The organism is Pseudarthrobacter linnaei, assembly GCF_055412825.1.
Window position 1 is genome coordinate 26135 of sequence record NZ_JBVAYX010000025.1, and the last position, 22794, is coordinate 48928.

Sequence of the window (22794 nt, forward strand, 5' to 3'; positions counted from 1 at the left end):
AGGACGCCATTTCCGTTCCGCGCGGAACACGGCGTCCCGGCTTTGTAGGGACAATGGAGGTGTGACTACTCCGGCTGTTCCGCTGACCCCTGCTCCCGTCCCGTTCAAGCTGGCGGTCATCGGGTCCGGCCTGGTCTTCGGGCATTCGCTCGGCGATCTGGCCGAGGCACTGCAGGCCGGCGGCCCGGGCGCGACCGCCGTGGTGCAGGCGCCGCCAGGCACGGGCAAGACAACGCTGGTCCCGCCGCTGCTGGCCAACCTTGCCTTAAGCGCAGCAGGGCAGCAGGGACGCGGGGCGGTCGCACGCGTTATTGTCACCCAACCGCGTCGGGTCGCCGCGCGCTCGGCAGCCCGGCGGTTAGCTGCGCTGGACGGCAGCCGACTGGGGGAGCGGGTCGGGTATACGGTCCGCGGCGAACGCCAGACGGGCCCGGGAACGCTGATCGAATTTGTCACCCCGGGCATCCTGCTGAACCGCCTGCTCGCGGATCCGGGACTGGAAACCGCCAGTGCCGTCATTCTCGACGAAGTCCACGAACGCGGCCTCGAAACCGACCTGCTGCTCGGCATGCTCACCGAGGTCCGCCAACTGCGGGGCGACCTCGCACTCGTCGCCATGTCCGCGACCCTGGATGCGCCGCGCTTCGCCGCCCTCATCGGAGCGGGCGGCGACGCGGAGGACCACGACCCGGCGGACCACGGCGCCGGCCGCCTGGCGCCCGTCGTCGACTGCCCGTCCGCGCTGCACGCATTGGCGGTGGAGTGGGTACCGGCCGCGGTGCCACGGCTGGATGAGCGCGGTGTGACCCGGGGCTTCCTGGACCATGTGGCAGACACGGCCGCCGCGTCGCATGCTGCAGCACTCGCAACAGGTCTGGACATTGACGCCCTCGTGTTCGTCCCGGGGGCCTGGGAAGTGTCCTACGTCGCGGCCCGGCTGCGCGGCCGCACGCGCGCGGAGGTCCTGGAACTGCACGGGCAGATCGGCGCGGCAGAGCAGGACCGCGCTGTTTCCGGGCGGGAACCCGGCGGCAGCCCGAGGATCATTGTCTCGACGTCGCTCGCCGAGTCCTCCCTGACAGTCCCGGGAGTCCGGCTGGTCATCGACTCCGGGCTGTCCCGGGAGCCGCGGCGGGACGCGGGCCGCGGAATGTCCGGGCTCGTGAACGTGTCCTGCTCCCGCGCTTCGGCCGAGCAGCGCGCCGGGCGGGCTGCCCGCCAGGGACCGGGGCAGGTGGTCCGCTGTTACGACCAAAAGACATACGGCGCCGCCCCGGCCCACCCGACGCCGGAGATCGCCGTCGCGGACCTCACCGGCGCTGCCCTGGTTCTGGCGTGCTGGGGGTCGCCCGGCGGCCGCGGGCTGTCATTGCCGGACGCCCCGCCACAGTCCGCGATGGACGAAGCCGTTGAGGTGCTGCGGGAACTCGGCGCGGTGGAACCGGAGGGCCTGGCCACGGTTCTCGGCAAGGCGCTGGCGAGGATACCCGCCGATCCCCGGCTGGCCCGGGCGCTGCTGGACGGGGCAGCCGCTGTGGGGAACCGTACCGCCGCGGAAGCCGTCGCGCTCGTCGCCGGGGACCAGCGTGCCCCCGGCGCCGATCTCCCTCGACTCCTGGCCGGCCTGCGCACGGGCAAGGATCCGGCGTCCCGGCGCTGGGCTGACGACGTCCGGCGGATGGAGGCCATCGCACGCCAGGAGCGCTCCGGCGTCGTATCCCCATCCGTCACGGCTGCGGTCACCCCCCGCGATGCTGTCGGCGTCGTCGTCGCCCTCGCCTTCCCGGACCGGGTGGCGCGCCGGGTCCCCGGAGACGGCCCGGAACGCTATTTGCTCAGCTCCGGGACCCGCGCCGGGCTCCCGGCCGGAAGCTCCCTGTCCGGGCACGAATGGCTCGCCGTCGCCGAAGTCTCCCGGGCCCAGGGGCGCGACGCCGCCGGCACGGGAGCTGTCATCCGCTCGGCAGCACCGCTGACAGCGGACACGGCCGAAGCCGCCGCCCGGCACCTCCTGAGGGACACCGTGGAGGCCGTGTTCAGCCAGGGCCGGGTCACGGCCCGGAAGGTGCGGCGGCTGGGCGCGATCGTCCTCTCCTCCACACCGGTGCGTCCCTCCGCCGCTGAAGGCCGTGCGGCAGTGGCCCGGGCGCTGGAAAGGGAAGGGCTGGGAACGATTGGATGGTCGACGGCGGCCGACGCCCTGCGCCGCCGGCTTGCCCTGCTGCACCGGGAACTCGGGGATCCATGGCCGGATGTGACCGAGCCGGCATTGCTGGCCCGCCTCGGTGAGTGGCTCGCACCGGAACTCGAGGCGCTGGCCGGAGGCGCTGCCACCAGCGGGATTGACCTGGCCGATCCCCTGCGGCGCCTGCTGCCCTGGCCCGACGCCGCCCGGCTCGGGGAACTGGTCCCGGAACGGCTGGAGGTGCCGAGCGGTTCCTGGGTCAGAATCGACTACCCCGACGTCGGTGACAACGGCGCCCGCCCGGTGGTCGCCGTCAAGCTTCAGGAGTGCTTCGGCTGGGACGAGACGCCGCGGCTCGTAAGCGGCAGGGTGCCGGTGCTGTTCCACCTGCTGTCGCCGGCCCGGCGGCCCCTGGCCGTGACGGATGACCTGTCCTCGTTCTGCTCCGGACCCTACGCCCAGGTCCGTGCCGAGATGCGGGGCCGGTACCCCAGACACCCCTGGCCGGAGGATCCGTGGTCGGCGCCGGCGACCGCCAGGACCAAGAAACGGAGCTGAAGCTCGGGCGGCGGTTACGTGATTGTGACGCGGCTCACGGCGTGTCGGGTATCCTAGAGGTGGTCATGCAGCCGGCCGTAATTGCTTCGCAGGGGAATTTTTACATGACCAGCAAACTCGGCGTCACTGTCGCTGTCGACCTCAGTTCAGAATCCGCCCTCGCATCACCGGTGGGCCAACTTACCGTCAAGAACGTGGCAGGTCTTATTGCCGTTGCCCGCCGGGCAGGTTCGTTTGGTCATGGTCTCGACACCGTCGTGGACCTGCGGGAGCTCACTACCGCCGACCCCGAAGCCGTCGCGATGCTCCGCGATTCGGGATGGTGGGGCAGCCGTCTGCTCGGAGCCGGCACCGCCGGGCGGAAGCGCGCAGCATGAGACCGGAACTGGCTGGCGGATACGGCTCGCTCGCCCACGCCCACGGCGCAGAGCTGATGTTCGATTCGTTCCGCCGCTGGCCCCTGGTGCCCTCCGCACAGTTGGTGCGTCTCCGCTCGGCGCTGCTTCAATGCGTCGAGCTGGCCTCCCCGGACAAGGGCAGGGACCTCTCGGAGTCCGCCGGAAAGCTGTTGCGGCTCGTCACCGATGAGCTGGACCGCCGCCGTACCGGCCGCCCCGCCCGTCCCGCGGAACTGCAGGCAGGATACCGGCGCGCACGGCGCCGCCCTCACGCATAGATGGTCGGTATGGCGGGTTCGCCCCGCTGGAGCCGGTTCACGACGGCGGGCAGTTCTGCCATGGTGTCGGCGTGCCGGCCCCGGGCCCGCACCACGGCCTCCGGCCCGGTCCATCCGGGAAGGAGCTCGCCAGCCCGGATGAACTGCTGGAGCAGTGGCCTGCCGTTGGGTTCCTCCGCCGGCGGGCGGCCAACCCCCAGGACCTCGTGGGTGGCCGTGCCGGAGCCGTCGAGCCGGCGAACGGCGTGCTTCCGGCCACCGACATTGATCTTGTTCTTGGAGCTCTTGGCAACCGCAATGAACTGCCCGGCGTCGTTGGTGCGGCTGACCAGCTTGTAGACCATGCCGGCGGTGGGGGCGCCGGAACCCGTGACCAGCGCCGTGCCGATGCCGTACGAATCAGCCGGCGCGGCCTGGAGCGCCGCCACGGAGTACTCGTCCAGGTCAGACGTGACGACGATCTTCGTGTGCACGTTGCCCAGGCTGTCCAGCAGCTCACGGACCCACCGGGCCTGCGCCAGCAGGTCTCCGGAATCGAGCCGCACCGCCCCCAGCTGGTCGCCGGCGAGGTCGACGGCGGTCCGGACGGCCGCTTCGACGTCGTAGGTGTCCACCAGCAGTGTGGTCCCGGCCCCGAGCGAGTCCAACTGCGCCCGGAACGCATCGCGTTCGGTGTCGTGCAGGAGGGTGAAGGAATGAGCTGCCGTTCCCACGGTCCGGAGCCCGAAGCGCCGGCCCGCTTCCAGGTTCGATGTTGCAGCGAAGCCAGCGATCACGGCCGCCCGGGCAGCCGCGGCGGCGGCTTCCTCCTGTGCCCGGCGCGAACCCATTTCGATGCAGGGCCGTCCGCCTGCCGCACTGACCATCCGTGAGGCCGCCGAGGCGATGGCACTGTCATGGTTGAGGACGGACAGCACGAAAGTCTCCAGGATGCAGGCTTCGGCGAAAGTCGATTCCACGATCAGGACGGGCGAGTAGGGGAAGTAGGCCTCCCCCTCGGGGTAGCCCCAGATGTCGCCGGAGAACCGGAAGTCCGCGAGCCGGGCGAGGGTGCCGGCATTGACGACGCCGGTCCGGTCCAGGAACTCCAGCTCCGCCGCGCCGAAGCGGAAACCGGCGAGACCCTCCAGCAGCCGCCCGGTTCCGGCCACGATCCCGTACCGGCGCCCGTCCGGCAGCCCGCGGGCGAACGCCTCGAACACGGTCCTTCGCTCTGCGGCCCCGGAGTGGAGGGAAGCCTGCAGCATGGTCAGTTCGTAGTGGTCGGTGTAGAGGGACGAAGTGGGGCGGTCCCACGCCGGCGAGGTGTCCATGATTCACCCTAGTCCTCCCGGCGCCGAGGGTCAGCCCGGAGCCGCCGCGGCCGGTTTCCTGCCGCACCTGGGTGTGGGGTGGGTTCCTCGACGAAGACGCCGGAGAGCACAACGATATTGCCGGCGGCGGTGAACGCCAGGTGGCCGGAGGCGAGAGAATACGCGCCCATCTCTCGAGCGTTGTCGATCGATGGGGCACCGTTGTGGCCGGCTCTTCAGTTGTCCCTGGTCTGGGAGTACCTTGTCCCCATGGCCAAGGACGAAGCCACCATCACGGTTGACAGCCCCGGCGGGCAGCGGAACCTGCGGATCTCCAGCCCCAGCAGGGTCCTGTGGCCGCAGCTGGGCCTCACGAAGCTGGACCTCGCCCGGTACATTGTCGATGTCGGGGACGCCTTCCTGGCGGCGAACGGCGACCGGCCCGTGACGCTCCAGCGGTTCGGCGACACCATCGACGGCGAGCAGTTCTTCTCGAAGAACCCGCCGCGGGGCGCCCCGGACTTTGTGCGCTCGGTGATGGTGGTCTATCCCAGCGGACGCTCCCATCCGCAGCTGGTGATCGACGAGATTGCCGCCGCGGTCTGGGCGGTGCAGATGAACACGGTGGTGTTTCACCCCTGGGCCTCGCGGGCCGGCAACCCGGACAACCCGGACCAGCTCCGGATCGACCTCGACCCGCAACCGGGCACAGGATTCGAGGACGCCGTGCCTGCCGCGCAGGAACTCCGCTCCGTGCTGGCCGAGGCCGGGCTGGAGTCCTTCATCAAGACCTCCGGCAACCGGGGCCTGCATGTGTTCGCTCCGATCGAACCCAGCCACGAGTTCCTGGAGGTGCGGCACGCCGTGATCGCCGCCGCCCGCGAACTGGAGCGGCGGATGCCGGCCAAGGTCACCACGGCCTGGTGGAAGGAAGAGCGGGGCACCAGAATCTTCGTCGACTTCAACCAGGCGAACCGCGACCGCACCATGGCCGGGGCCTACAGTCCGCGCGCCCTGCCCGGTGCCACGGTTTCCTGCCCGATCGGCTGGGATGAGCTGGAGCACGTCACCACCAAGGACTTCACCGTTACCACGGTGCCGCAGCGGCTCAAAGCCACCGGGGACCCGTGGGCGGAGATGCATGCGAAGCCCGGCACCATCAGCGTCCTGCTGAAGTGGTGGGAGCGGGACGTCTCGGACGGGCTGGGGGAACTGCCCTTTCCGCCGGACTTCCCGAAGATGCCGGGTGAGCCGATGCGGGTGCAGCCCAGCCGGGCCAGGAACAAGGAGTAGGGCGGGTCAGACGCCCAGCAGGCGCTTGCCGTTGGACCAGCAGACCATCCGCAGCCAGTCGTCGTCGAGCCGGGGCTCCTTGTCACGGAGCCGTTCCAGCGCCTCCAGCTGATGGGCGTAGGCGTACGGGATGTTCGGGAAGTCGCTGCCGAGCACAATCCGCTCCGGGATCGCGACCAGCCGCGGCAGGAGCTCGGGCGGGAAAGGCGCGGCGGCCTCGAAGAAGTCCGTGAACACCATGGTGGTGTCCAGGTGAAGGCGGGGGTACGTCTCGGCCAGGTCCAGGAACTCGCCATACTCAGGGGCCCCCAGATGGGCGACGACGGCGGTCAGCTGGGGATGGCGGCGCATGACACCTTCAAGCTTGTCCGGGCCGGTGAAACCGGGACGGGGAACCGGGCCGCTCCCGACGTGCACGACGACCGGAACGCCGGTCTCGGCGAGCAGCCCCCAGACGGGGTCGAGGACCGGCTCGCGCAAATCGAATCCGCCCACTTGCGCGTGGATCTTGAAGACCCGGGCGCCGCGGTCCAGGGCCGACCGCACCTGATCCAGGACGCCTTCCTCGGGAAAGAAGGTGGCGCTCGGGACGCAGTCGGGCTCTGCTGCGGCCAGTTCGAGGGCAAAATCAGTGAGTTCCGCCGCCATGCCCGGGCGGTGCGCGTAGGTCAGCGCGGTGAAATGGCGCAGCCCCAGCTGGCGCAGGCGGGCCAGTCTGCTCGCCTCGTCCGTGCGGTAGGTAATGGGCCAGGGGCGGCCGATGAGGGGGCCGGCCTCGTCGAAGTGCGCCCACACCCGGCGCAGCATCCGCTCCGGAAGGAAATGCGTATGGATGTCGATCAGGCCCGGAAGCCCGAGTTGCCCCCACCACTGCGGTACGTCAGCGTCCCGCATCGTCTCCGCGGGCACGTCCATTGCGTTGTTCACGCCCATAGTCTGTCACGCCGAGACGTGTGCCGGGGCCGGCGCCGGGCGGGCGCGCCGAATGGGTGGGGCGGCCCCGGCCTACGCTCAGTTCAGCGCCGGATTCGTCGCCACTCCCTGGCACGCCAGTGCGACCGCGTGCACGGACGTGCGCGGGAATTGTCGCGCATCGTGGTGGAGTCAGCGGCGGCGGAGGGTGCGGAGCACCCCGCGGACCGAGAATCCGACGGCACACACGAGCGGAACCAGCCCGGCAAGGACGGCGATGCTGTTGGGCCGAAACGACACCTGTCCGTCCCGTCCGCGGCAGTACACGCCCAGCGGGAGCACAAAGCCGCCTCCGCCGCCTCCGGCAGCCGGCCCTTCGCTGGCCCCGCCTGCGGCTGCGCCGACGGGGCCGGACCCGGAGTTCCCGCCGCCGCCGAAGCCGAAGGACACCAGGGCCACCGGGATCAGCTCTTCACCGTCCACGGTCACCGCCGGCCCATAAGCCCTGGACACACCCACGTTTTTGAACGTCTCCGTGAGAGACGACAGTGCTTCAGTCATGCCACGACCGTAGGTGCCCCGTGCGGGGGAGCGCCAGAGGCATTGGCCCCGGAACCGCACCGCGGCAGGGCCATCCGGCCCCTGTTCGCCTGGCGGCCGCCGAAATAGATTGGAAGCGGACGAAGGCGCCGGAAGAAAGGCCATGCTCATGAGTGAAAAGACCGGGGTGGCGCCACGGCTGGCGGAAGTGCTCTCCGTCGTCCTGGGCGCAGCGGAGATCCCTGTGCGGCTGAAGGCCTGGGACGGTTCGGAGGCCGGCCCCGCCGGAGCGCCGGTCATCGAGTTCCTCTCGCGGCGGGCGCTCCGCCGGATGCTGTGGTCGCCCGGGCAGCTCGGCCTCAGCCGCGCCTATGTTGCCGGGGACATCGACGCCCCGGGCGACATTTTCGCGAGCTTCGGGGCCCTGAGTTCCACCGGCAAGTTCGCCGAGCCCGGGCCGTTCCGGCGTCCCACTATCCGGGAACTGGCGACCATCCTGAAGAACGCCGCCCTGCTCGGTGCCCTGGGGCCGAACCCGGCGCCACCGCCGGAGGAAGCCAGGATCGTCCGCGCCGGCCGGCGGCACACGCGGACGCGTGACGCTGCCGCCATCTCGCACCACTACGACGTCGGCAACGACTTCTACGCCCTTGTCCTCGGCCCGTCGATGGTCTACTCCTGCGCAGTCTGGCAGGGCGAAGGCACCGGGCTGGAAGCCGCGCAGGACGCCAAACTCGATCTGGTCTGCCGCAAGCTGGGCCTGCAACCGGGCATGAGAGTGCTGGACGTTGGCTGCGGCTGGGGGAGCTTTGCCCTCCACGCGGCGCAGAACTACGGAGTCGACGTCGTGGGCGTGACGCTCTCGGGGGAACAGGCGGCCATGGCGGGCAAGCGCGTGGCGGATGCCGGTCTGACGGACCGGGTGGCCATCCGCGTCCAGGACTACCGCGACGTCGACGACGGGCCGTTCGACGCCATCAGCTCCATCGGCATGTCCGAGCACGTGGGCCGCGAGCAGATGCCCGGGTACGTTGCCAGGCTGCACGGGCTGCTCCGGCCGGGGGGCCGGCTGCTCAACCACGCCATTTCCTGGAATGCAGGGGCCACCGCCCCGGATCCGGACTCCTTCATCCCGCGCTACGTCTTCCCGGACGGCGAGATGCTGGCCCTGGCGGAGATGGTGGGAGCGCTTGAATCCGGCGGACTGGAAGTCCTCGACGTCGAGGCCCTGCGCCGGCACTATGCCCTGACCCTGCGGGCCTGGGTGCGGAACCTTGACCAGGACTGGAGCGAGGCGGTGCGGCTGGCCGGTGAAGGCCGGGCACGGGTCTGGCGGCTCTACATGGCCGCCAGTGCCCTGGGCTTCGAGTCCGGCATGACCGGCGTCAACCAGATCCTGGTGCAGCGGCCCGGCGGCGACGAACCGCCGCTGCGCAGGACCGCCTGGATCTGACGCCGCGGATGCCGGTGCCTCAGCCGGGTCGGTGCGCGGCGATGAAAGCCGCGGCGGATTCCGCCAGTGATGCCCCGACCTCCTCCGTGCTGTGCCTGCTCCCTTTGACATCGAAGGTGTGGCCGCCGCCGTCGCGCCACTCCAGGGTTGCTGTCGGACCGATGCGGGCCGCCACGGCCGCCAGCAGTCCCGGCGTGGCAAACGGGTCGCGCGTGCCCTGCAGGAAGAGCATCGGCAGGGTCAGCCCGTAGAGGTGCTCGTCGCGGAGCTTCTCCGGCTTGCCCGGGGGATGGAGCGGGTAGCCAAGGTAGATGAGTCCGGCCGCAGGCATCCCCTCGGCAACCGCCATCGAGGCCATCCGTCCGCCAAAGGACTTGCCGGCGGCCCAGAGCGGTTCGCCCGCCGACCGGGCGGCGGCGTCAGCCATGGCCGCGCGCCAGGCCGCAATCGCTGCCGGCGGCTTGTCGGGGAACTTCCGTCCGGCTTCCCGGTAGGGGAAGTTGAAGCGGAGCGTGGCGATTCCCAGCCCGTTCAGGGCGCGGGTGAACCCGGCCAGGAACGGGTGTTCCATGCCGGCCCCCGCCCCGTGGGCGACCACCAGGGTCGCCGCCGGGGTCCCCGGACGGGCGTACAAACCTGAAACGGCGGACTCGCCCACGCTGATCGTGACGGGCAACTCGGGGATGGTCATAACTCCATGATGACGCCTGCGCAGGCTGCGGACACCGCCGCGCGATGGCTAGGCTGTCGTAATGAGCAACACCGAGTCGGCACCCCAGGAGATCCTGTGCGAAACGGATGACAGCTGCGTGGGCGTGGAAGTCCTGGTGCCCCGGCAGGTACCGCTGGGCGGGCCGCGGGCCATGGACGTCAGACGGACGCTTCCGCAGCGCCAGCGGAGCCTCATCGGCGCCTGGTGCTTCCTTGACCACTACGGCCCGGACCGGGTCGGCGAATCGGGGGGCATGCACGTGCCGCGCCATCCGCACACCGGCCTGCAGACCGTCAGCTGGCTGTTCACCGGCGAGATTGAGCACCGCGACTCGGCCGGTTTCCACGCCGCAGTGCGGCCCGGCGAGGTCAACCTGATGACCGCCGGGCGAGGCATCAGCCACTCGGAATTTTCCACCCCCGGGAGCGACGTGCTGCACGGCGCGCAGCTGTGGGTGGCGCTGCCGGACAGTACCCGCCAGATGGAGCCCACCTTTGAGCACTACCGCCCCGATCCGCTGTCCGGAACCGGCTGGGTCATGCGGGTCTTCCTGGGATCCATGGCCGGTTCCACCTCACCGGTCACCACCCACACACCATTGCTCGGCGCTGAAATCCTGCTGGACTCGGGGGCGGCCCTGAATCTGGACACCGAGCCGTCCTTTGAACACGGGCTGCTGGTTGATGCCGGAGAGCTCATGGTGGATGGCCACCCGGTTGCCAAGGACCACCTCGCCTACCTGCCGGCCGGGCGCACGTCCCTGACCCTGGCGGCCGGCGTCGAACCGCTGCGCGTGCTCCTGATCGGAGGCGAACCCCTGGGCGAGCAGATCGTGATGTGGTGGAACTTCGTGGGACGAAGCCATGAAGAAATCGTCACGTACCGGGCGCAGTGGCAGGCGGAAATCGGCGCCGAGGACGCACTTGTTGCTGCCGGGACGGAAACCGAAGGCCTGCGCTTCGGCACTTTCCCCGCGGGTGAACCAGCGCCGTTGCCGGCGCCTGCACTCCCGAATGCGCGGCTCCGGCCCCGCGACTGAAGGCAGCCGGTGAGCTCCATACGGCCTCTGCCCAACGAGAAACCGGAGAGGTGCCGGCTCCGCCGCGGCAACCCACATCAACCGACGCGGGGTCATATCGCGCCCATAAAGTGGCTCCGGACGGGCCGTGAGTGACCCCGCGTTGTCAGGAGTGTGAACGAGTCCGCAATAGTGTTCCCTGCGGCGTACATGCGTGCGGTGGTTCGCCGGGACGGGTACCTGCCAACGAGGATCATGGTCTCATTGGCGACGGGTCCACGTGCGCCCTCGTCGGCCGGGACGGCGCCACCTCCTGGCTCTGAATCCCGGAATTCGTCACCACACCTGCCTCGGACCGCGGCACGCACCAGTTAACGGACTGTCGGACCCTTCGTTCCCAAGGGACGCAGCGGACTGCCCGGGCACCTCCAGGCGGTGGTTGGCGTCGTGCGCCTCCGTATCCGGCTGGTGCCCGAAGCCGGCGTCACCCTCGACGAGCGCGCCGGCGGCTGGCACTTCGACCGGGTCTGCCAGGGCTGCCAGGCGGACCTGATGAAGCGATCGGCCCTGCGCCTCAAGCTGCTGGATCACGCAGAGACGGTGCCTTCATGGCGGCCGCCTTGGCCAGTTCACCGAGTTCGTCGTGCCGGACGACGTCGATGCGGTGGCTTTAGTCGCCGGCTGGCAGTTTGAGAACTCCGCTGTGCAGGCCCACGATGGGCCGGATCAGGAACCTGACATTCTGCTGCGGACATACACGACGCCGGCGGCCGCCACCACGAACAAGGCGCTGCGGGCGGCGCTCGCCATCTGCTGGAGTTCGGCGCTGTAGGCCAGACCGGATTCCACCGATTCCTGGGCTGACCGCCGGATCGCATCCAGCAGGGAGCGGCCGCCGGCGCCCTGCGCCGCGAAACCCGGAGACTGCCAACAGGTTTCCCGTGAGGCCCTGTGGGCGGCCGTTTGGGCTCTGGGTTCCGCTGCCAACGCCAACAGCTCCGGACCCGGACGTGCCGGTGCCGGAGCTGTCAAAGGCAGACTGTAAATCCGCGGCAGCGTCTGCCGCGCTCGAAGGTCCTCCGGCTAGGTGGTCCAGTTCCGGATAACACCCGCCGCCGGCTACGTGCCGGCACGCGCTCCGGCGTCAAAGGGGAGAGTATCAGGACGCGCCGGGCAGAAAATACGCCGGCGGTGTCCTGGCAGAAAGGTCAAGCGTGCGGCTGTTAGCTCATGCAGTCAGCGCAGTACGAATGCCCGGCCTTCTCGCGGGCGAGTTGCGAGCGGTGCCGGACGAGGAAGCAGGAGTAGCACGTGAACTCGTCGTCCTTCTGCGGAATGACGGTGACCGTCAATTCCTCGCCGGACAGGTCGGCGCCCGGCAGTTCCACTCCTTCAGAGGTGTCAGCCTCATCGAGCTCGCGGGTTACGCTGCGGGCGTCCGGAGCATTCGCGGAGCGAAGCGCCTCCAGCGAGGCGTTGCGTGATTCCGCAACGTCGGATCGGACTTCGTCATAGTCGGTTGCCACCTGGTTAATTCTCGATTCCGTTGTTCTGGGTTTCCCGGGATAGAACGGTACCGCATCTATTTGTTAATTCGCTGGGTGTACGCGGACTGGATGCAGTGACGCTCACAACACCGGCACTCACAAAAGCGAAACCCGCTCCGCCGGTCCGTGGCTGCCGGCAGGGCCGCGCAGGTGTTCGATGATCTTCGTCCGGATTTCACGTGCCGTTCACGCCGCGGTCCTAGGCTGATTCTTCAAGCACCGATTGCCAGAAGGGATCCGTGATGGCCGATATCGCCGCAGTACTCGGAAGGCTCACGCCAGAGGAATTTGACGGCCTCCGGGCCCTCGGCCCGGCAGGGCACCTGCCGAGGCAGCTCACCGAAGCCCTCGACCGTGCGGCCGGCGGTCCGGGTGCGGGCCGTGGGTACTACGTTCCCACCGGCAGCGTCAGTGCCACGGGCGGACCCCACTTTGTCCTGCGCAGCGACGTCTCCGGCTGGTTGTTCGGTTCCGCTGCCCCGGTACGACAAGCCCACGGCGACGTTTAGGGGCCCCGGGGCTGTCCACCAGGGCGGCTCTGCTAGCTGGTGACCCGGATGAAGAGCGGATCCATCGGCTGCCCGGCGGCATATTGGCCGTCGAAGAGGTCTGACCCTTCCGGGGAGATGACGACGTCGATGTGCTCCCAGGCCAGGGTGCCATCGGCGACCCGGGGCTTCGACGGGCTGAGGAACGCTACAACGGTGCGGTCGTGGCCGCCGCCGTCGCCGGTGCTGATGGAGAGCACGCCGCTGCCTCCCGTGAAAAAAATCCACGGGTCCAGTATCCGGACCAGCAGCATCCCATGGTGGCCGGCGAGCCGGACGTCACCCCGGAAGCGCAACACGCCGGTGCCGCGGGCGACGTCGTAGTCGGACGATTCGGGGCTGAAGCAGAACAGGGACGATCCCGCCACCGTCGCCCCCTCGGTCGCTGAAACGGACCCGTCCGGCAGACTGGTGATGTAGTCGATGAAGCTGCGCTTGATGCCCCAGCTCAGGCCCAGCGCAGGCAGCGGATCGGGTGAAGCGGACGCTGGGTTCACGTAGGTTCTCCTGTGGCTGAACGGCTGGTCCTCTGAGCCTAGCGGCGGATTGCCCGCAGGATGAACTGCCGCCCGGGTGGCACGACATCCGCGGTATTTCTTTGGGGGCGCAGGGAGCGCCGGACTACCCCTGACGGGCCGGTGGATGACTTGAACAGACACCAGATCCAGGAGGTGCGCTGTTGCCACTGCCATCCATCGGGTCCGCATGGGCGCCGGCTCCGCCGTGCTGTTCACCTCGGACGGGTACCTCCTCACCAACGCCCACGTGGTGGGTGGTGCGTCGGGCAGTTGGTCGTGGCCGTCGGGGACCCCTGGACTTTCGGGCGCGGTGACCGCCGGAGTTGTAAGCGGACTGGGCGGATCCATCCCGGTCTGGGCCGCTCGTAAAGGGCGCATGAGCGAGGACGTCAGCCAGACCGACGCTGCCCTCTGCCCGGGAATCTCCGCCGGGGCACTCGCTGAGTCACCGGGAAGAATCGTCGGCATCACCACCGCGGTAGCCGGCTCCGGGCTGGGTCCGGCGGTTCCGGTCAACGCCTCCTCGGGGCGGATCATTGCCGCGCTGCTGAAGGACGGGCGTGTCCGCCGGGCTTACCCCGGCCCCGTCAACACACCGGTCCAGCTGCAGCCCAGTGCAGTGGTCCGGACCGGGTACCGCGAAGGGCTGCTCGTGGTTGAGGTCCTGCCCGGCTCACCCGCCGAGCGGTCGGGACTCCGGGCGGGCGATGAGCTCGTGCCCAACGTCGGCAAAACAGGCCGTTTCCAATGCGGAAAATCAGCAAAGCTGCTGTCTTCCGAATTGACTGGCATACCGCTCGAGCTGGCGATGATGCGTGACGGAACGGAAGGTCAGGGACCCGCCGTCCCCGAGGAAATGACCGAGAAGTAACAGCGGCGCCACCGCCGGCACGTGGGGTCGGCGGCAATGTCCAGCACCATTGTGCACATGGGTGTGGTGAAGCCACTTATTCGACGCTCTCCCGCCCGCTGCGAGTGAAGATGCTTACCCAGCATCCCGGTACTCACATTACTTCCGGCGGATACTTGGTGGCGCTGCCGCGTGTACCCGACTTTCCGCGCGATAAAGAAACGGGTAGCTGTATTCCTTGTTGCTCCCCATTTTGCGTGACACGGTTTTCCTAGAAAGCCGAAGGAAGTGAGTTTCAGCATCATTCCAATAATTCCTGCTGGCTCTCCGAAATACGAAGAGATGATGGCTGGGGAAAACGGAGATCATGGTGGATAACGTGGGCGATTCCACGCCGGGAATTTCGGTTCGACTATTCGGAACATTCGAGGTCAGGCGAAGTGGCGCAGTACTCAGAGCCGCGGACATGGGAGGCTGCAAGCCGCGGCACATTCTGGAGATCCTTTTGCTGAATCTGGGGACACCTGTCTCCAAGACGCGCCTCGTGGAGCTTCTGTGGGGACCGCAAGCCAGCGATGGCGCGGTCGCCACCCTGGAGAGCTACGTCAGCGGCATTCGCCGGGCGATCCAACCGGGCAACACCAAGTCGGGTCCGCTCCGCACCGCGAACGCCGGCTACGTGTTGGATCCGCAGCTGGTGGAACTCGACCTGTCAGAGTTCCGCGGTCTCGTCCGCGCGGCCCGGCAGGCCGCGCCGGCCGAGGCGCACGTGCTCTCGATGAAAGCCCTGGAGCTGGCCGCAGAGCCGCTGCTGGGCTTTGAACTCGTCGCCGACTGGGCAGAGGAGGCGCGGACCCGCCACGCGGCCGAAAAAGTCGCCGCCCTGATTCTTGCGGCAGAGACCGCAGCCTTTCTCGACAAGCCAGAGCTCGCCATCTCGCTGGCACAGGCCGCAATCCGGTCCGAGCCTCTCAATGAACGTGCGTGGACCATCCTTGTAGCGGGATACGAGCAAGCGGGACTGCCAGTCGAGGGCCTGTCCGCCTATGAACGGTGCCGCCGGCTGTTCGACCGCGACCTGGGCTGCGCCCCGGGACCGGCCTTGCAGGCGGCCCACTTGAGGTTGTTGCGGCAGCGCGCCGAAGGAAACACCGAGCTCTCGGAAGTCCTGGCGGCACTGCTCTATCTGGGCGAACGGCTGCACGAACCCAAGTGCACGCAGCTTGCCGCTGAGGAAGCCCGGCGCATGCAGGAGAACGCCGGCCGGGTCCTCGACTCCTTCCTGCAGCAGGCCCTGGCTAAGACCGGCTGACCCTGGCCTATACCCTGGTGCAGGCTGCCGGCCCGGGAGTCGCTCCGCTTTGACGACCGGGAACTCGGCCCAGTGGTGGTGTGCCGGGGGACAACAGTTCGCATCTCATGGTCCAGTCCGGCCCGCCCCGGATTCCGGCGTGGCCAAGCCCGATGGAGCCGCGCCCGTACCGCCGGCTGACCTCCTCCAGCAGCGGGCCAATGCCGCGTTCCTCGTGCGGGTTCTCGAAAATTGCCAGCGACGCCTGATTTCCGGTGGGGCGCAGATCGGTGACCATGATCCCCGCGCGGACGTACCGGAGGCCGTCGTCGACCCCGGGGAGCAGGGCGGACGCAGCGCTCGCCAAGAGGACCGGGTCAGCGGAGGGCATCGGCAACGGCACGCCCACCGACGGGTGGGAGCTCCATGTCAGAAGTGGAGCCCTACGAATCTCGTCCCGCGCAGACTGAGTTTGTCTGGGGCCTTCATCACGTGCAGATAGCCCTACCCAAGGGCGGCGAGAACGAGAGCCGGAAGTTTTACGTGGGCGTCCTGGGTCTCACGGAGGTGCAGAAACCACCGGTGTTGGCGGCACGCGGCGGACTGTGGGTTCGAGCCGACAATCTTGAAATCCATCTCGGTGCCGAGGAGGACTTCAGACCCCAGAAGGAGGCCCATCCGGGGATCGTTGTTTGCGACATCGATGCGCTTGCCCGCCGAATCGAAAGTTCCGGTCTTGCTGCCGAATGGGATGGGAACTTCCCGGGAATGCGTCGGTTCTACGCCTGGGATAACAACGGGAACCGACTCGAATTCTTGTCCCCGGAGTAATCCAACTAGCGAGGCCTGAACCTGCAAATTTCGCGGGGCCATTCGTACAAGAAGCTACTCGAACTTCATTTGCATGCTTTTGATAACGGAAGTCGATCCAACTGTTCCGGAAATTGACGGAGTAGCCAACATTTGGCAGAGCGAGTGCATGCTGGCTCTAGCCGTTCAACACGACGCCGAAGATGACGGTTTTTCAGTGTGAGGACAGGCTGACGAAGCATTCCTGCTGGACCGGCTGGGCGGGAAATATACGCCGCCGGGGGGCTCCGGTGCCGGGGCTGAGACGACGGCCACCGTGAAGCAGGCAGCGAACACAGTAAGGGCGGCCCGGGCTATCCGGAAGCGGTGCAGCATCAGGAGCGGCACGGCCATGACGAATATCGTATCGGCAGGCAGGACGGTCGGTGTGCCGGACCCCTTCCGGCTTTGTCGCTTTTGGAGAGCTATTGCCAAGATCCGTATGACCGGCCAGGGAACGGCGCGGACACCGTCACGTCCCTGAGTGACGCCCGGCGATTGAGCGTCAGCAATCAGCGGATGGCCCGATAGCGCACGTGGGTTACGAGCCGGGTACCGCTCACTTCCGTCGGCTCAAACTTGCAGTCCAGGACGCCGTCCAGCAGCCGCTCGCCTTCGCCCAGGACGACGGGCGCGATGTGGAGCCTCAGCTCGTCGATCAGCCCCGCCGAAAGGTACTGGCGGACGGTCTGCGCTCCTCCGGCAATGGCCACGTCCTTGCTCCCAGCGGCCTTCCGTGCCCGGGCCAACGCAGATTCGATCCCCTCGGTGACGAAGTTGAACGTGGTGCCGCCCTGCATTTCCAGAGGCTCGCGTTGCTGATGGGTGAGAACAAACACGGGTGCGTGATAGGGCGGTTCCTCACCCCACCATCCCTGCCACTTCTCATCCCACGCCCCGGGCCCTGCGAACATGTTCCGTCCCATGATGAAGGCGCCGGCCGCGAGGATGCCTTCGCGCTCGACTCCATTGGACTCGGGTTCTTCGAACTGCCACCTGTGCAGGAGGGTTGAAGTTGGCCGTGGTGGACCCTCGACCAGAGGGCTGGGTCCGGCACGAACTCGGGGACTTCTTGCGCGCAGCGGCAGGCGACGGCGGTCTTGGCAGCCCACTTCAAGCCCACTTCAACGCCGCGTCGCGGGAGGGCACGTCAATGACGGAGAATCCGCCCAAGTACTCCTTGTGGCCCGGTGGGGCAGCTCCTCCTCTTAATACGCAGACGACGGCACTGATCCGGCACTGGCGCCGCCCCGAACCATCCGGGCGGCACTCCGGCGCCGCCGGCGCTCCCTTGCCTTGCCGGCAACGAGAAGCTGAACTTATAAAGACCTGGTCCATTGCTCGGCCGCCGGACTCCATTCCACGGACGGTCCCGGCGCAGGGGGCTTTCAGACGGTCCCGGCCGCCAGCGGATCCTAAGCGCGGATCGCGCTGCTACCGCACCGGCCACTGGCTGCCGCGCCCGAAGGCAAACCAACCGGCAGGTGGCCGCCTCCACCGGGCAGGACACACGGAGACCGAATGACTTTCTTAGGATACGTTTCTACGCACCGGGCGAATGACGCGGGCGCTGGAGGGATCATTGCTGAAATCAAACGAGGGCCCGGTCAAGGGACAGCTCAACAGCGGCTCCAGTCATTCGGCGACGGCGCGGCCTGCCGTAACGCATCGGTCTGCCTCGGCCCGCCCGGTGTCCTTGGGCGGATTGCTACTCGCGGCCGGCACGCTGGGTTGGTTACTGGCCGCCGATGACACCAAAACCGCAATACACGCGGCACCGTGTTCGGGAAGGTGGAGGATATTGACGTCCGCTACACCACAGTTATCTGGGCCTCCGGGAAAAGATACGTGAGCTGGGGCGCCCCGAACCCGCCGACCGCATTCGGTTCCGGCTTCCAGCACGTCAGCGACCTGAAGAGCCGTCCGTTCAGCAGCCTTCCAAGCAACGAACGCATCAGCCAGCCTGGGACGACGACCGGACGTGATGCCATCGTCACCGCCTGGCATGACGCCCGCTTCTCCGGAGCGGCTTCAGCAGATGTTGATGTCGCTTCTCAATGGAATCTGCCGACAATCGTCGTCGGAGCCTTCGCGATTCTCTCGGTGATCATCGCGGCCTGGGTGTAGCAGATGCCGCGCTGGTCGCCGTCGGCGTTGGCCCCGGCAGTGTCCATGCCGTCCGTCTGGCCTTCCTGAGCCGGACACCCTGAGCCGCTTCCATCGAGTGCAGAGCGGGGATCCCGGACGGAGGCGACGTATCAGGCGAGCGACGCCGTCACCAACCGCCGCGCGTCGGCGTATGTCCCTTGCGGGCATCGTCGGGCATTGCCATTTCGGCCCGCAGGCCCAGGAGCCGGATCGGACGGCCCGCTTCGATTCCGGCTGCGAGGTCCAGGGCCCGCGCGAGGATTTCGGTCCGGTCGAATGTTACGGCAATCTTCCTCGCGTGGGTCTTGGTGAAGAACGGCGCGTACCGAACCTTCAGTGTCAGCCCAATCACGGGCCTTCCTTCGGCGACAACATCCTCAAGGACACGCGCTGTCAGCTCCCGTACGGCGTCGTCCACCTGGGAGGGCTCGGTCAGGTCCCGCTGGAACGTGGTCTCCCGGCTGTGCCCGCGGGCAACCCACGGTGTGTCGTCCACAACGCTGGCGCCGTCCCCGCGCCCGAGCTCCGCGTACCAGGGACCCATCCGGGGGCCGAACTCCGGGACCAGGTCTTGCGGGTCGGTCGCGGCGAGCTCGGCGACGGTGTTGATGCCGAGTTTGGCCAGCCGGCCCGAAACTTTGGTTCCGACGCCCCACAGGTCCCTGGTGGGCCGGCTGCCCATGACGTCGAGCCAGTTTCCGGCGGTGAGACGGAAGACGCCGGCCGGCTTGCCGAAACCGGTGGCGACCTTGGCCCGGACCAGGGTGTCGCCGATGCCCACGCTGCAATGCAGCTGCGTTCGCGCCAGGACCGCGGCCTGCACCTGCCGGGCGTAGGCTTCCGGGTTCTCTGTCTCAGTGCCTACAAAAGCTTCATCCCAGCCCAGCACCTGCACGGTGGCCCCGGGCTGCGCGCGCAGGGTCGCCATCACCGTTTCAGACGCCGCCAGGTAAGCCTCCTGATCGACGGGCAGGATCACCGCGTCGGGCACTTTCCGGGCCGCAATGCGTAGAGGCATTCCGGAACCTACGCCGAACGCCCTGGCTTCGTAGGACGCGGTCGACACCACAGCCCGTTCCGTGGGGTCGCCCCGACCGCCGACAATGATCGGCCTGCCCGCAAGCTCCGGCCGCCGGAGCACTTCGACCGCCGCGATGAACTGGTCGAGATCGACGTGCAGCACCCACAGGATTCCGCTCACGCCCCCAGTCTGCCCTAAACATCCCTGGCAAGCATCAGCTTCCCGCCGAGCCTGGCCGCAGGCCTGCTGCCTCCAGGATCCATCTTGTCCCGCAGCCGGCTGGAGGTGCGGGCGACTTCACCAAGATTGCGAGCTGCCCTCCTGCAGGCGTCCAAGGCCTGGCGCAGTTCATTCGCCGCTTGTTGAACCGGCAGCCTTACTTCATCGGGTGGGACAGTGCGGCGTGCGCTCATGTCGTCAATGTTGAAACTCCAGTCTGAGGCCAACTTCCCCCACTCTTGGGTGCTCCTAATATGGTCAGCAGCGTATGGGCGAAGCCGCCTCATGCGCAGCGCCCGTCTCGTTCCTTTCGAAGGATGAACACTTTTCGGTCATCGGCCCCGCATAGCCATCCAGGCCTGTCCCCAGTCGTCACCGTCCAACGCACCGCACCCCTTCGGCCGGGCCGCGCCCACAGCCTGCCGCGGCGTGTGCTGGCGTGTGGGCAGGGGCGTCGCTCTTGAGCGAAGCTCCGCTTTTTGCCCCGGAGCAGCGCCGTGATTTCGCCCGTGTGCGCCGGCTTCCCGGTCAGGAGAGCCAGGACGATCCGGCGGCACCTCCGAGCTCAGATCCCGCCGCCGAGTTAGCTTCGTCACGTGGCGGTCATTCCTCAAAAATCCGGGCGCGGCGGGCCCCATACTTGGAATGACCCCGGCGGACCTTTGCCCACCGCCAGGCATGAGGAGGGTCCATGAAAACCTTGAGAATTTTTCAGAGCACCGTGAAAAGGACCGTGACGAACGAGTACTTTCCCTCGGCGGCCGTGCTCGCCGGAGTGGTCCTGTTCTGGGGCATCGGGCTCTTCGGCGGACTCTCTCTGCTGAGCAATCACCAGACGCTGCTGACCACGCTGACCTGGTTGCTGTTCGTCTACGCCGCGGCCGTGCTCACGCCCCTCGCGGGACTGGTGGCGGCGGTGGACCTGTCGCGCCGCTGGTTGCGAAACCGGGCGTCCGGCGCCGCCACCTCAGCCGAGACCGCGTGGGTCCAGAGCGCCTATTCGAACCGGGACGGATCGCCCATGCCGCGCCGGACGATTTCGGCCACGCCGCTGGAGTAGTCGATGACGGTGGTCGGCTCCGCGCCGCAGTCACCGGAGTCAATCACGGCGTCCACCACGTGTTCCAGCCGTTCCTTGATTTCCCAGCCCTGCGTCAACGGCTCTTCCTCATCCGGCAGCAAGAGCGTGCTGGAGAGCAGCGGCTCGCCCAGTTCGGCCAGCAGCGCCTGGACCACCGGGTTGTCCGGGATGCGCACACCGACCGTCTTCTTCTTCGGATGCAGCAGCCGCCTGGGGACCTCCTTGGTGGCCGGCAGGATGAAGGTGTAGCTCCCGGGAGTTACGGCCTTGATGCTGCGGAACACGTCGTTATCGATCTGCACGAACTGGCCCAGCTGGGCGAAGTCCTTGCAGACCAGGGTGAAGTGATGCTTGGCATCGAGATGGCGGATGGACCTGATCCGGTCCAGCGCCTCCTTGTTCCCAAGCTGCGCGCCAAGCGCGTAGCAGGAGTCGGTGGGGTAAGCGATCAGCCCGCCGGAACGGACGATTTCCACGGCCTGGCTGATGGAGCGCGCCTGCGGGTTTTCGGGGTGAACATCGAAGTATCTCGCCATGGAACGAGCTTACGCCCGACGGCGGCCCGGGCGGCTAACGCCCGCTACGTCCGGCAACCTCGGGTCCCGCGTTTGACATCCTAAGCAACAAGACGACGGGGGGCCAGCCCCAGCGCAGGCCATCGTTTCCGATCACGGTGCCCGGTCAACGCTGCTCGTCGTGGTGGATCCGCTCGTCGAGTTGCCGGAGCGGCTCCCCGGTGCCGCTCCACTGCTTGGCGATGAATTCCGCGGCGATGGACACCGCTGTCTCCTCCGGGGTCCGGGCGCCGAGGTCGAGGCCCACCGGGCTGTGCAGCCGCGCCAATGCCTCCTCGCCCAGGCCGGCCGCGCGCAGCCTCGCGATCCGGTCTGCGTGGGTTCGGCGCGACCCCATGGCGCCGATGAAGGCGATCGGCGGGCCGCGCAGGGCAACGTCCAGCAGCGGAATGTCGAACTTCGGATCGTGCGTGAGGACGCACATCACGGTGCGTTCATCGACCAGACCCTTGTCCAACTGCTCGGCGAGATAGCGGTGCGGCCAAGCATTGACTACGTCGGCCGCATCGGGAAAGCGTGCGGGCGTGGCGAACACTGCCCGGGCATCGCACACCGTGACGCGGAAGCCCAGGAGCGCGCCCAGCCGGGCCAGCGCCGCGGCGAAGTCAATTGCGCCGAAGACCAGCATCCGCGGAGGCGGGGCGTAGCTCGCGAAGAAGACCCGCATGCCGGTGTCCAGCCGCTCCCCGTCGGGGCCGTAGCTCATAAGGCCGGACCGGCCGGCGGCGAGCAGGCCCTGGGCGTCATCGCCCACGGCCTGGTTGGCCCGCTCGGAACCGAGGTTTCCCTCATAGCCCCCCGGCCGCACGACCAGGTGCCGTCCCAGCCAGCTGCTGTCCAGGTGTTCGATCACCGTCGCGACCCCGACGCGCCGCTGTCCGGCAATGTCCTGCCGGACGGCCTCGAGTTCCGGGAAGCTGTGCCGGGACACCGGCTCGACGAAGATGTCGATGATTCCGCCGCAGGTCAGGCCGACGGCGAACGCGTCGTCGTCGCTGATCCCATAGCGCACCAGGACGGGAAGTCCGTCCTCCTTGACCTGGGTGGCCAGCTCGTACACGGCACCCTCGACGCAGCCGCCGGAGACCGAGCCGACCGCTTCCCCGCCGGCAGTGACTAGCATTGACGCGCCGGGGAGACGCGGCGCTGACTTAAAGGTGCCCACCACGGTGGCCAAGCCGGCGGTGTCACCCTTCTGCCAGCCCGGCATCATGGCTGCCAGTACGTCACGCACGGTCGGTTTTCAGCCTTCCGATCGCCCGGACCAGCCGGAAGGCGGAGCAGCGGCCTGCCCAGTAGGCGACGCAGGCCACGACCGCCACGAGTGCCAGGACCTTCCCGGGGCTGGACAGCTGATCCGCAGCGATCCCCTTCGCCAGGCTGAGGGCGTCCAGGCTGCCGGCGGGGGCAGGCGCGGCAGCAGCCCGGCTGCCGGCGGGCGGGGCCGCTGCGGGCACGGCGCCGGCCGGTAGGCCGGGAAGTCCCGGCGCTGGGGCCGGCGCCGGGGC

General features: G+C 68.2%; 23 protein-coding genes and 3 pseudogenes. 13 read left to right on the forward strand and 13 right to left on the reverse strand.

The window, feature by feature from the left end; translation table 11 throughout:
* Nucleotides 1-61: 61 nt before the first annotated feature.
* From hrpB to ACZYZ3_RS16635, 3 genes are all read left to right on the forward strand, one after another.
* Nucleotides 62-2743: an ATP-dependent helicase HrpB gene (hrpB, locus tag ACZYZ3_RS16625; protein ID WP_463964916.1), complete on the forward strand. Its 2682-nt coding sequence runs from the start codon at nt 62-64 to the stop codon at nt 2741-2743.
* Between the two features lie 104 nt (nt 2744-2847).
* Nucleotides 2848-3120 (forward strand): hypothetical protein, encoded by a 273-nt coding sequence (locus ACZYZ3_RS16630; RefSeq protein WP_463964917.1) that lies wholly within the window; start codon nt 2848-2850, stop codon nt 3118-3120.
* Nucleotides 3117-3419 (forward strand): hypothetical protein, encoded by a 303-nt coding sequence (locus ACZYZ3_RS16635; protein ID WP_463964918.1) that lies wholly within the window; start codon nt 3117-3119, stop codon nt 3417-3419. The genes ACZYZ3_RS16630 and ACZYZ3_RS16635 overlap by 4 nt, the downstream gene beginning before the upstream one ends.
* Here the strand turns inward: ACZYZ3_RS16635 and ACZYZ3_RS16640 are convergent.
* Both ACZYZ3_RS16640 and ACZYZ3_RS16645 read right to left on the reverse strand, forming a co-directional pair.
* The gene (locus ACZYZ3_RS16640; RefSeq protein WP_463964919.1) at nt 3410-4732 is read right to left on the reverse strand and encodes a nicotinate phosphoribosyltransferase; all 1323 of its coding nucleotides are present in this window, start codon (nt 4730-4732) and stop codon (nt 3410-3412) included. The two genes, ACZYZ3_RS16635 and ACZYZ3_RS16640, sit on opposite strands and share 10 nt — an antisense overlap.
* Nucleotides 4733-4740: 8 nt before the next feature.
* Nucleotides 4741-4902, reverse strand: a complete 162-nt coding sequence (locus ACZYZ3_RS16645; protein WP_463964920.1) for a hypothetical protein — start codon at nt 4900-4902, stop codon at nt 4741-4743.
* Between the two features lie 79 nt (nt 4903-4981).
* On the opposite strand from ACZYZ3_RS16645, the gene ligD reads away from it, so the two are divergent.
* On the forward strand, nt 4982-6004 hold the full coding sequence (gene ligD / locus ACZYZ3_RS16650; protein WP_463964921.1) for a non-homologous end-joining DNA ligase: 1023 nt from the start codon (nt 4982-4984) through the stop codon (nt 6002-6004).
* A 6-nt stretch (nt 6005-6010) separates the two neighbouring features.
* On the opposite strand, the gene ACZYZ3_RS16655 is transcribed toward ligD, so the two are convergent.
* Entirely contained in the window at nt 6011-6931 is a 921-nt protein-coding gene (locus ACZYZ3_RS16655) for an amidohydrolase family protein (protein ID WP_463964922.1), read from the reverse strand.
* Between the two features lie 177 nt (nt 6932-7108).
* Nucleotides 7109-7477: a hypothetical protein gene (locus tag ACZYZ3_RS16660; RefSeq protein WP_463964923.1), complete on the reverse strand. Its 369-nt coding sequence runs from the start codon at nt 7475-7477 to the stop codon at nt 7109-7111.
* Between the two features lie 148 nt (nt 7478-7625).
* Here ACZYZ3_RS16660 and ACZYZ3_RS16665 point away from each other — a divergent pair, with 148 nt between their 5' ends.
* Nucleotides 7626-8909, forward strand: coding sequence for a class I SAM-dependent methyltransferase (locus ACZYZ3_RS16665; RefSeq protein WP_463964924.1), 1284 nt, complete (start codon nt 7626-7628; stop codon nt 8907-8909).
* A gap of 19 nt (nt 8910-8928) precedes the next feature.
* Here ACZYZ3_RS16665 and ACZYZ3_RS16670 read toward each other — a convergent pair whose 3' ends face one another.
* Nucleotides 8929-9600 (reverse strand): alpha/beta hydrolase family protein, encoded by a 672-nt coding sequence (locus ACZYZ3_RS16670; RefSeq protein WP_463964925.1) that lies wholly within the window; start codon nt 9598-9600, stop codon nt 8929-8931.
* Nucleotides 9601-9661: 61 nt separating this feature from the next.
* On the opposite strand from ACZYZ3_RS16670, the gene ACZYZ3_RS16675 reads away from it, so the two are divergent.
* Both ACZYZ3_RS16675 and ACZYZ3_RS16680 read left to right on the forward strand, forming a co-directional pair.
* Nucleotides 9662-10660 carry a pirin family protein gene (locus ACZYZ3_RS16675; protein WP_463964926.1) on the forward strand — a complete coding sequence of 333 codons (999 nt, stop codon included), beginning with the start codon at nt 9662-9664 and terminating at the stop codon, nt 10658-10660.
* A gap of 622 nt (nt 10661-11282) precedes the next feature.
* Nucleotides 11283-11471, forward strand: coding sequence for a hypothetical protein (locus tag ACZYZ3_RS16680; RefSeq protein ID WP_463964927.1), 189 nt, complete (start codon nt 11283-11285; stop codon nt 11469-11471).
* A gap of 391 nt (nt 11472-11862) precedes the next feature.
* Here the strand turns inward: ACZYZ3_RS16680 and ACZYZ3_RS16685 are convergent, their stop codons facing one another.
* The gene (locus ACZYZ3_RS16685) at nt 11863-12165 is read right to left on the reverse strand and encodes a DUF4193 domain-containing protein (protein WP_024367177.1); all 303 of its coding nucleotides are present in this window, start codon (nt 12163-12165) and stop codon (nt 11863-11865) included.
* Nucleotides 12166-12428: 263 nt separating this feature from the next.
* On the opposite strand from ACZYZ3_RS16685, the gene ACZYZ3_RS16690 reads away from it, so the two are divergent.
* Nucleotides 12429-12695, forward strand: a complete 267-nt coding sequence (locus tag ACZYZ3_RS16690) for a hypothetical protein (RefSeq protein WP_463964928.1) — start codon at nt 12429-12431, stop codon at nt 12693-12695.
* 32 nt (nt 12696-12727) lie between these two features.
* On the opposite strand, the gene ACZYZ3_RS16695 is transcribed toward ACZYZ3_RS16690, so the two are convergent.
* Nucleotides 12728-13231, reverse strand: coding sequence for an HtaA domain-containing protein (locus tag ACZYZ3_RS16695; RefSeq protein WP_463964929.1), 504 nt, complete (start codon nt 13229-13231; stop codon nt 12728-12730).
* A 199-nt stretch (nt 13232-13430) separates the two neighbouring features.
* Here ACZYZ3_RS16695 and ACZYZ3_RS16700 point away from each other — a divergent pair.
* Both ACZYZ3_RS16700 and ACZYZ3_RS16705 read left to right on the forward strand, forming a co-directional pair.
* Nucleotides 13431-14123 (forward strand): annotated as a pseudogene (locus tag ACZYZ3_RS16700) (peptidase S1); the annotation flags it as partial.
* A 445-nt stretch (nt 14124-14568) separates the two neighbouring features.
* Nucleotides 14569-15414 (forward strand): AfsR/SARP family transcriptional regulator, encoded by an 846-nt coding sequence (locus ACZYZ3_RS16705; protein ID WP_463964930.1) that lies wholly within the window; start codon nt 14569-14571, stop codon nt 15412-15414.
* 45 nt (nt 15415-15459) lie between these two features.
* Here ACZYZ3_RS16705 and ACZYZ3_RS16710 read toward each other — a convergent pair.
* Nucleotides 15460-15814: pseudogene (locus ACZYZ3_RS16710) on the reverse strand (DUF4113 domain-containing protein); the annotation flags it as partial.
* 5 nt (nt 15815-15819) lie between these two features.
* Here ACZYZ3_RS16710 and ACZYZ3_RS16715 point away from each other — a divergent pair.
* Nucleotides 15820-16224: a VOC family protein gene (locus tag ACZYZ3_RS16715; RefSeq protein WP_463964931.1), complete on the forward strand. Its 405-nt coding sequence runs from the start codon at nt 15820-15822 to the stop codon at nt 16222-16224.
* A gap of 530 nt (nt 16225-16754) precedes the next feature.
* On the opposite strand, the gene ACZYZ3_RS16720 is transcribed toward ACZYZ3_RS16715, so the two are convergent.
* Entirely contained in the window at nt 16755-17330 is a 576-nt protein-coding gene (locus ACZYZ3_RS16720) for a dihydrofolate reductase family protein (RefSeq protein ID WP_463964938.1), read from the reverse strand.
* Nucleotides 17331-18021: 691 nt separating this feature from the next.
* Between ACZYZ3_RS16720 and ACZYZ3_RS16725 the strand changes: the two genes are divergently transcribed.
* On the forward strand, nt 18022-18369 hold the full coding sequence (locus tag ACZYZ3_RS16725; protein ID WP_463964932.1) for a hypothetical protein: 348 nt from the start codon (nt 18022-18024) through the stop codon (nt 18367-18369).
* 148 nt (nt 18370-18517) lie between these two features.
* Here the strand turns inward: ACZYZ3_RS16725 and ACZYZ3_RS16730 are convergent, their stop codons facing one another.
* Nucleotides 18518-19591 carry a DNA polymerase IV gene (locus ACZYZ3_RS16730; RefSeq protein ID WP_463964933.1) on the reverse strand — a complete coding sequence of 358 codons (1074 nt, stop codon included), beginning with the start codon at nt 19589-19591 and terminating at the stop codon, nt 18518-18520.
* A 730-nt stretch (nt 19592-20321) separates the two neighbouring features.
* Between ACZYZ3_RS16730 and ACZYZ3_RS16735 the strand changes: the two genes are divergently transcribed.
* Nucleotides 20322-20690 carry a hypothetical protein gene (locus ACZYZ3_RS16735; RefSeq protein WP_463964934.1) on the forward strand — a complete coding sequence of 123 codons (369 nt, stop codon included), beginning with the start codon at nt 20322-20324 and terminating at the stop codon, nt 20688-20690.
* On the opposite strand, the gene ACZYZ3_RS16740 is transcribed toward ACZYZ3_RS16735, so the two are convergent.
* From ACZYZ3_RS16740 to ACZYZ3_RS16750, 3 genes and pseudogenes are all read right to left on the reverse strand, one after another.
* Complete coding sequence (locus ACZYZ3_RS16740) at nt 20627-21247, reverse strand: L-threonylcarbamoyladenylate synthase (RefSeq protein ID WP_463964935.1); 621 nt, start codon at nt 21245-21247, stop codon at nt 20627-20629. The genes ACZYZ3_RS16735 and ACZYZ3_RS16740 overlap by 64 nt on opposite strands.
* Before the next feature lie 145 nt (nt 21248-21392).
* On the reverse strand, nt 21393-22520 hold the full coding sequence (locus ACZYZ3_RS16745; protein WP_463964936.1) for an XdhC family protein: 1128 nt from the start codon (nt 22518-22520) through the stop codon (nt 21393-21395).
* Nucleotides 22513-22794, reverse strand: a pseudogene (locus ACZYZ3_RS16750) (SRPBCC family protein); the annotation flags it as partial. The gene ACZYZ3_RS16745 and the pseudogene ACZYZ3_RS16750, both read right to left, overlap by 8 nt.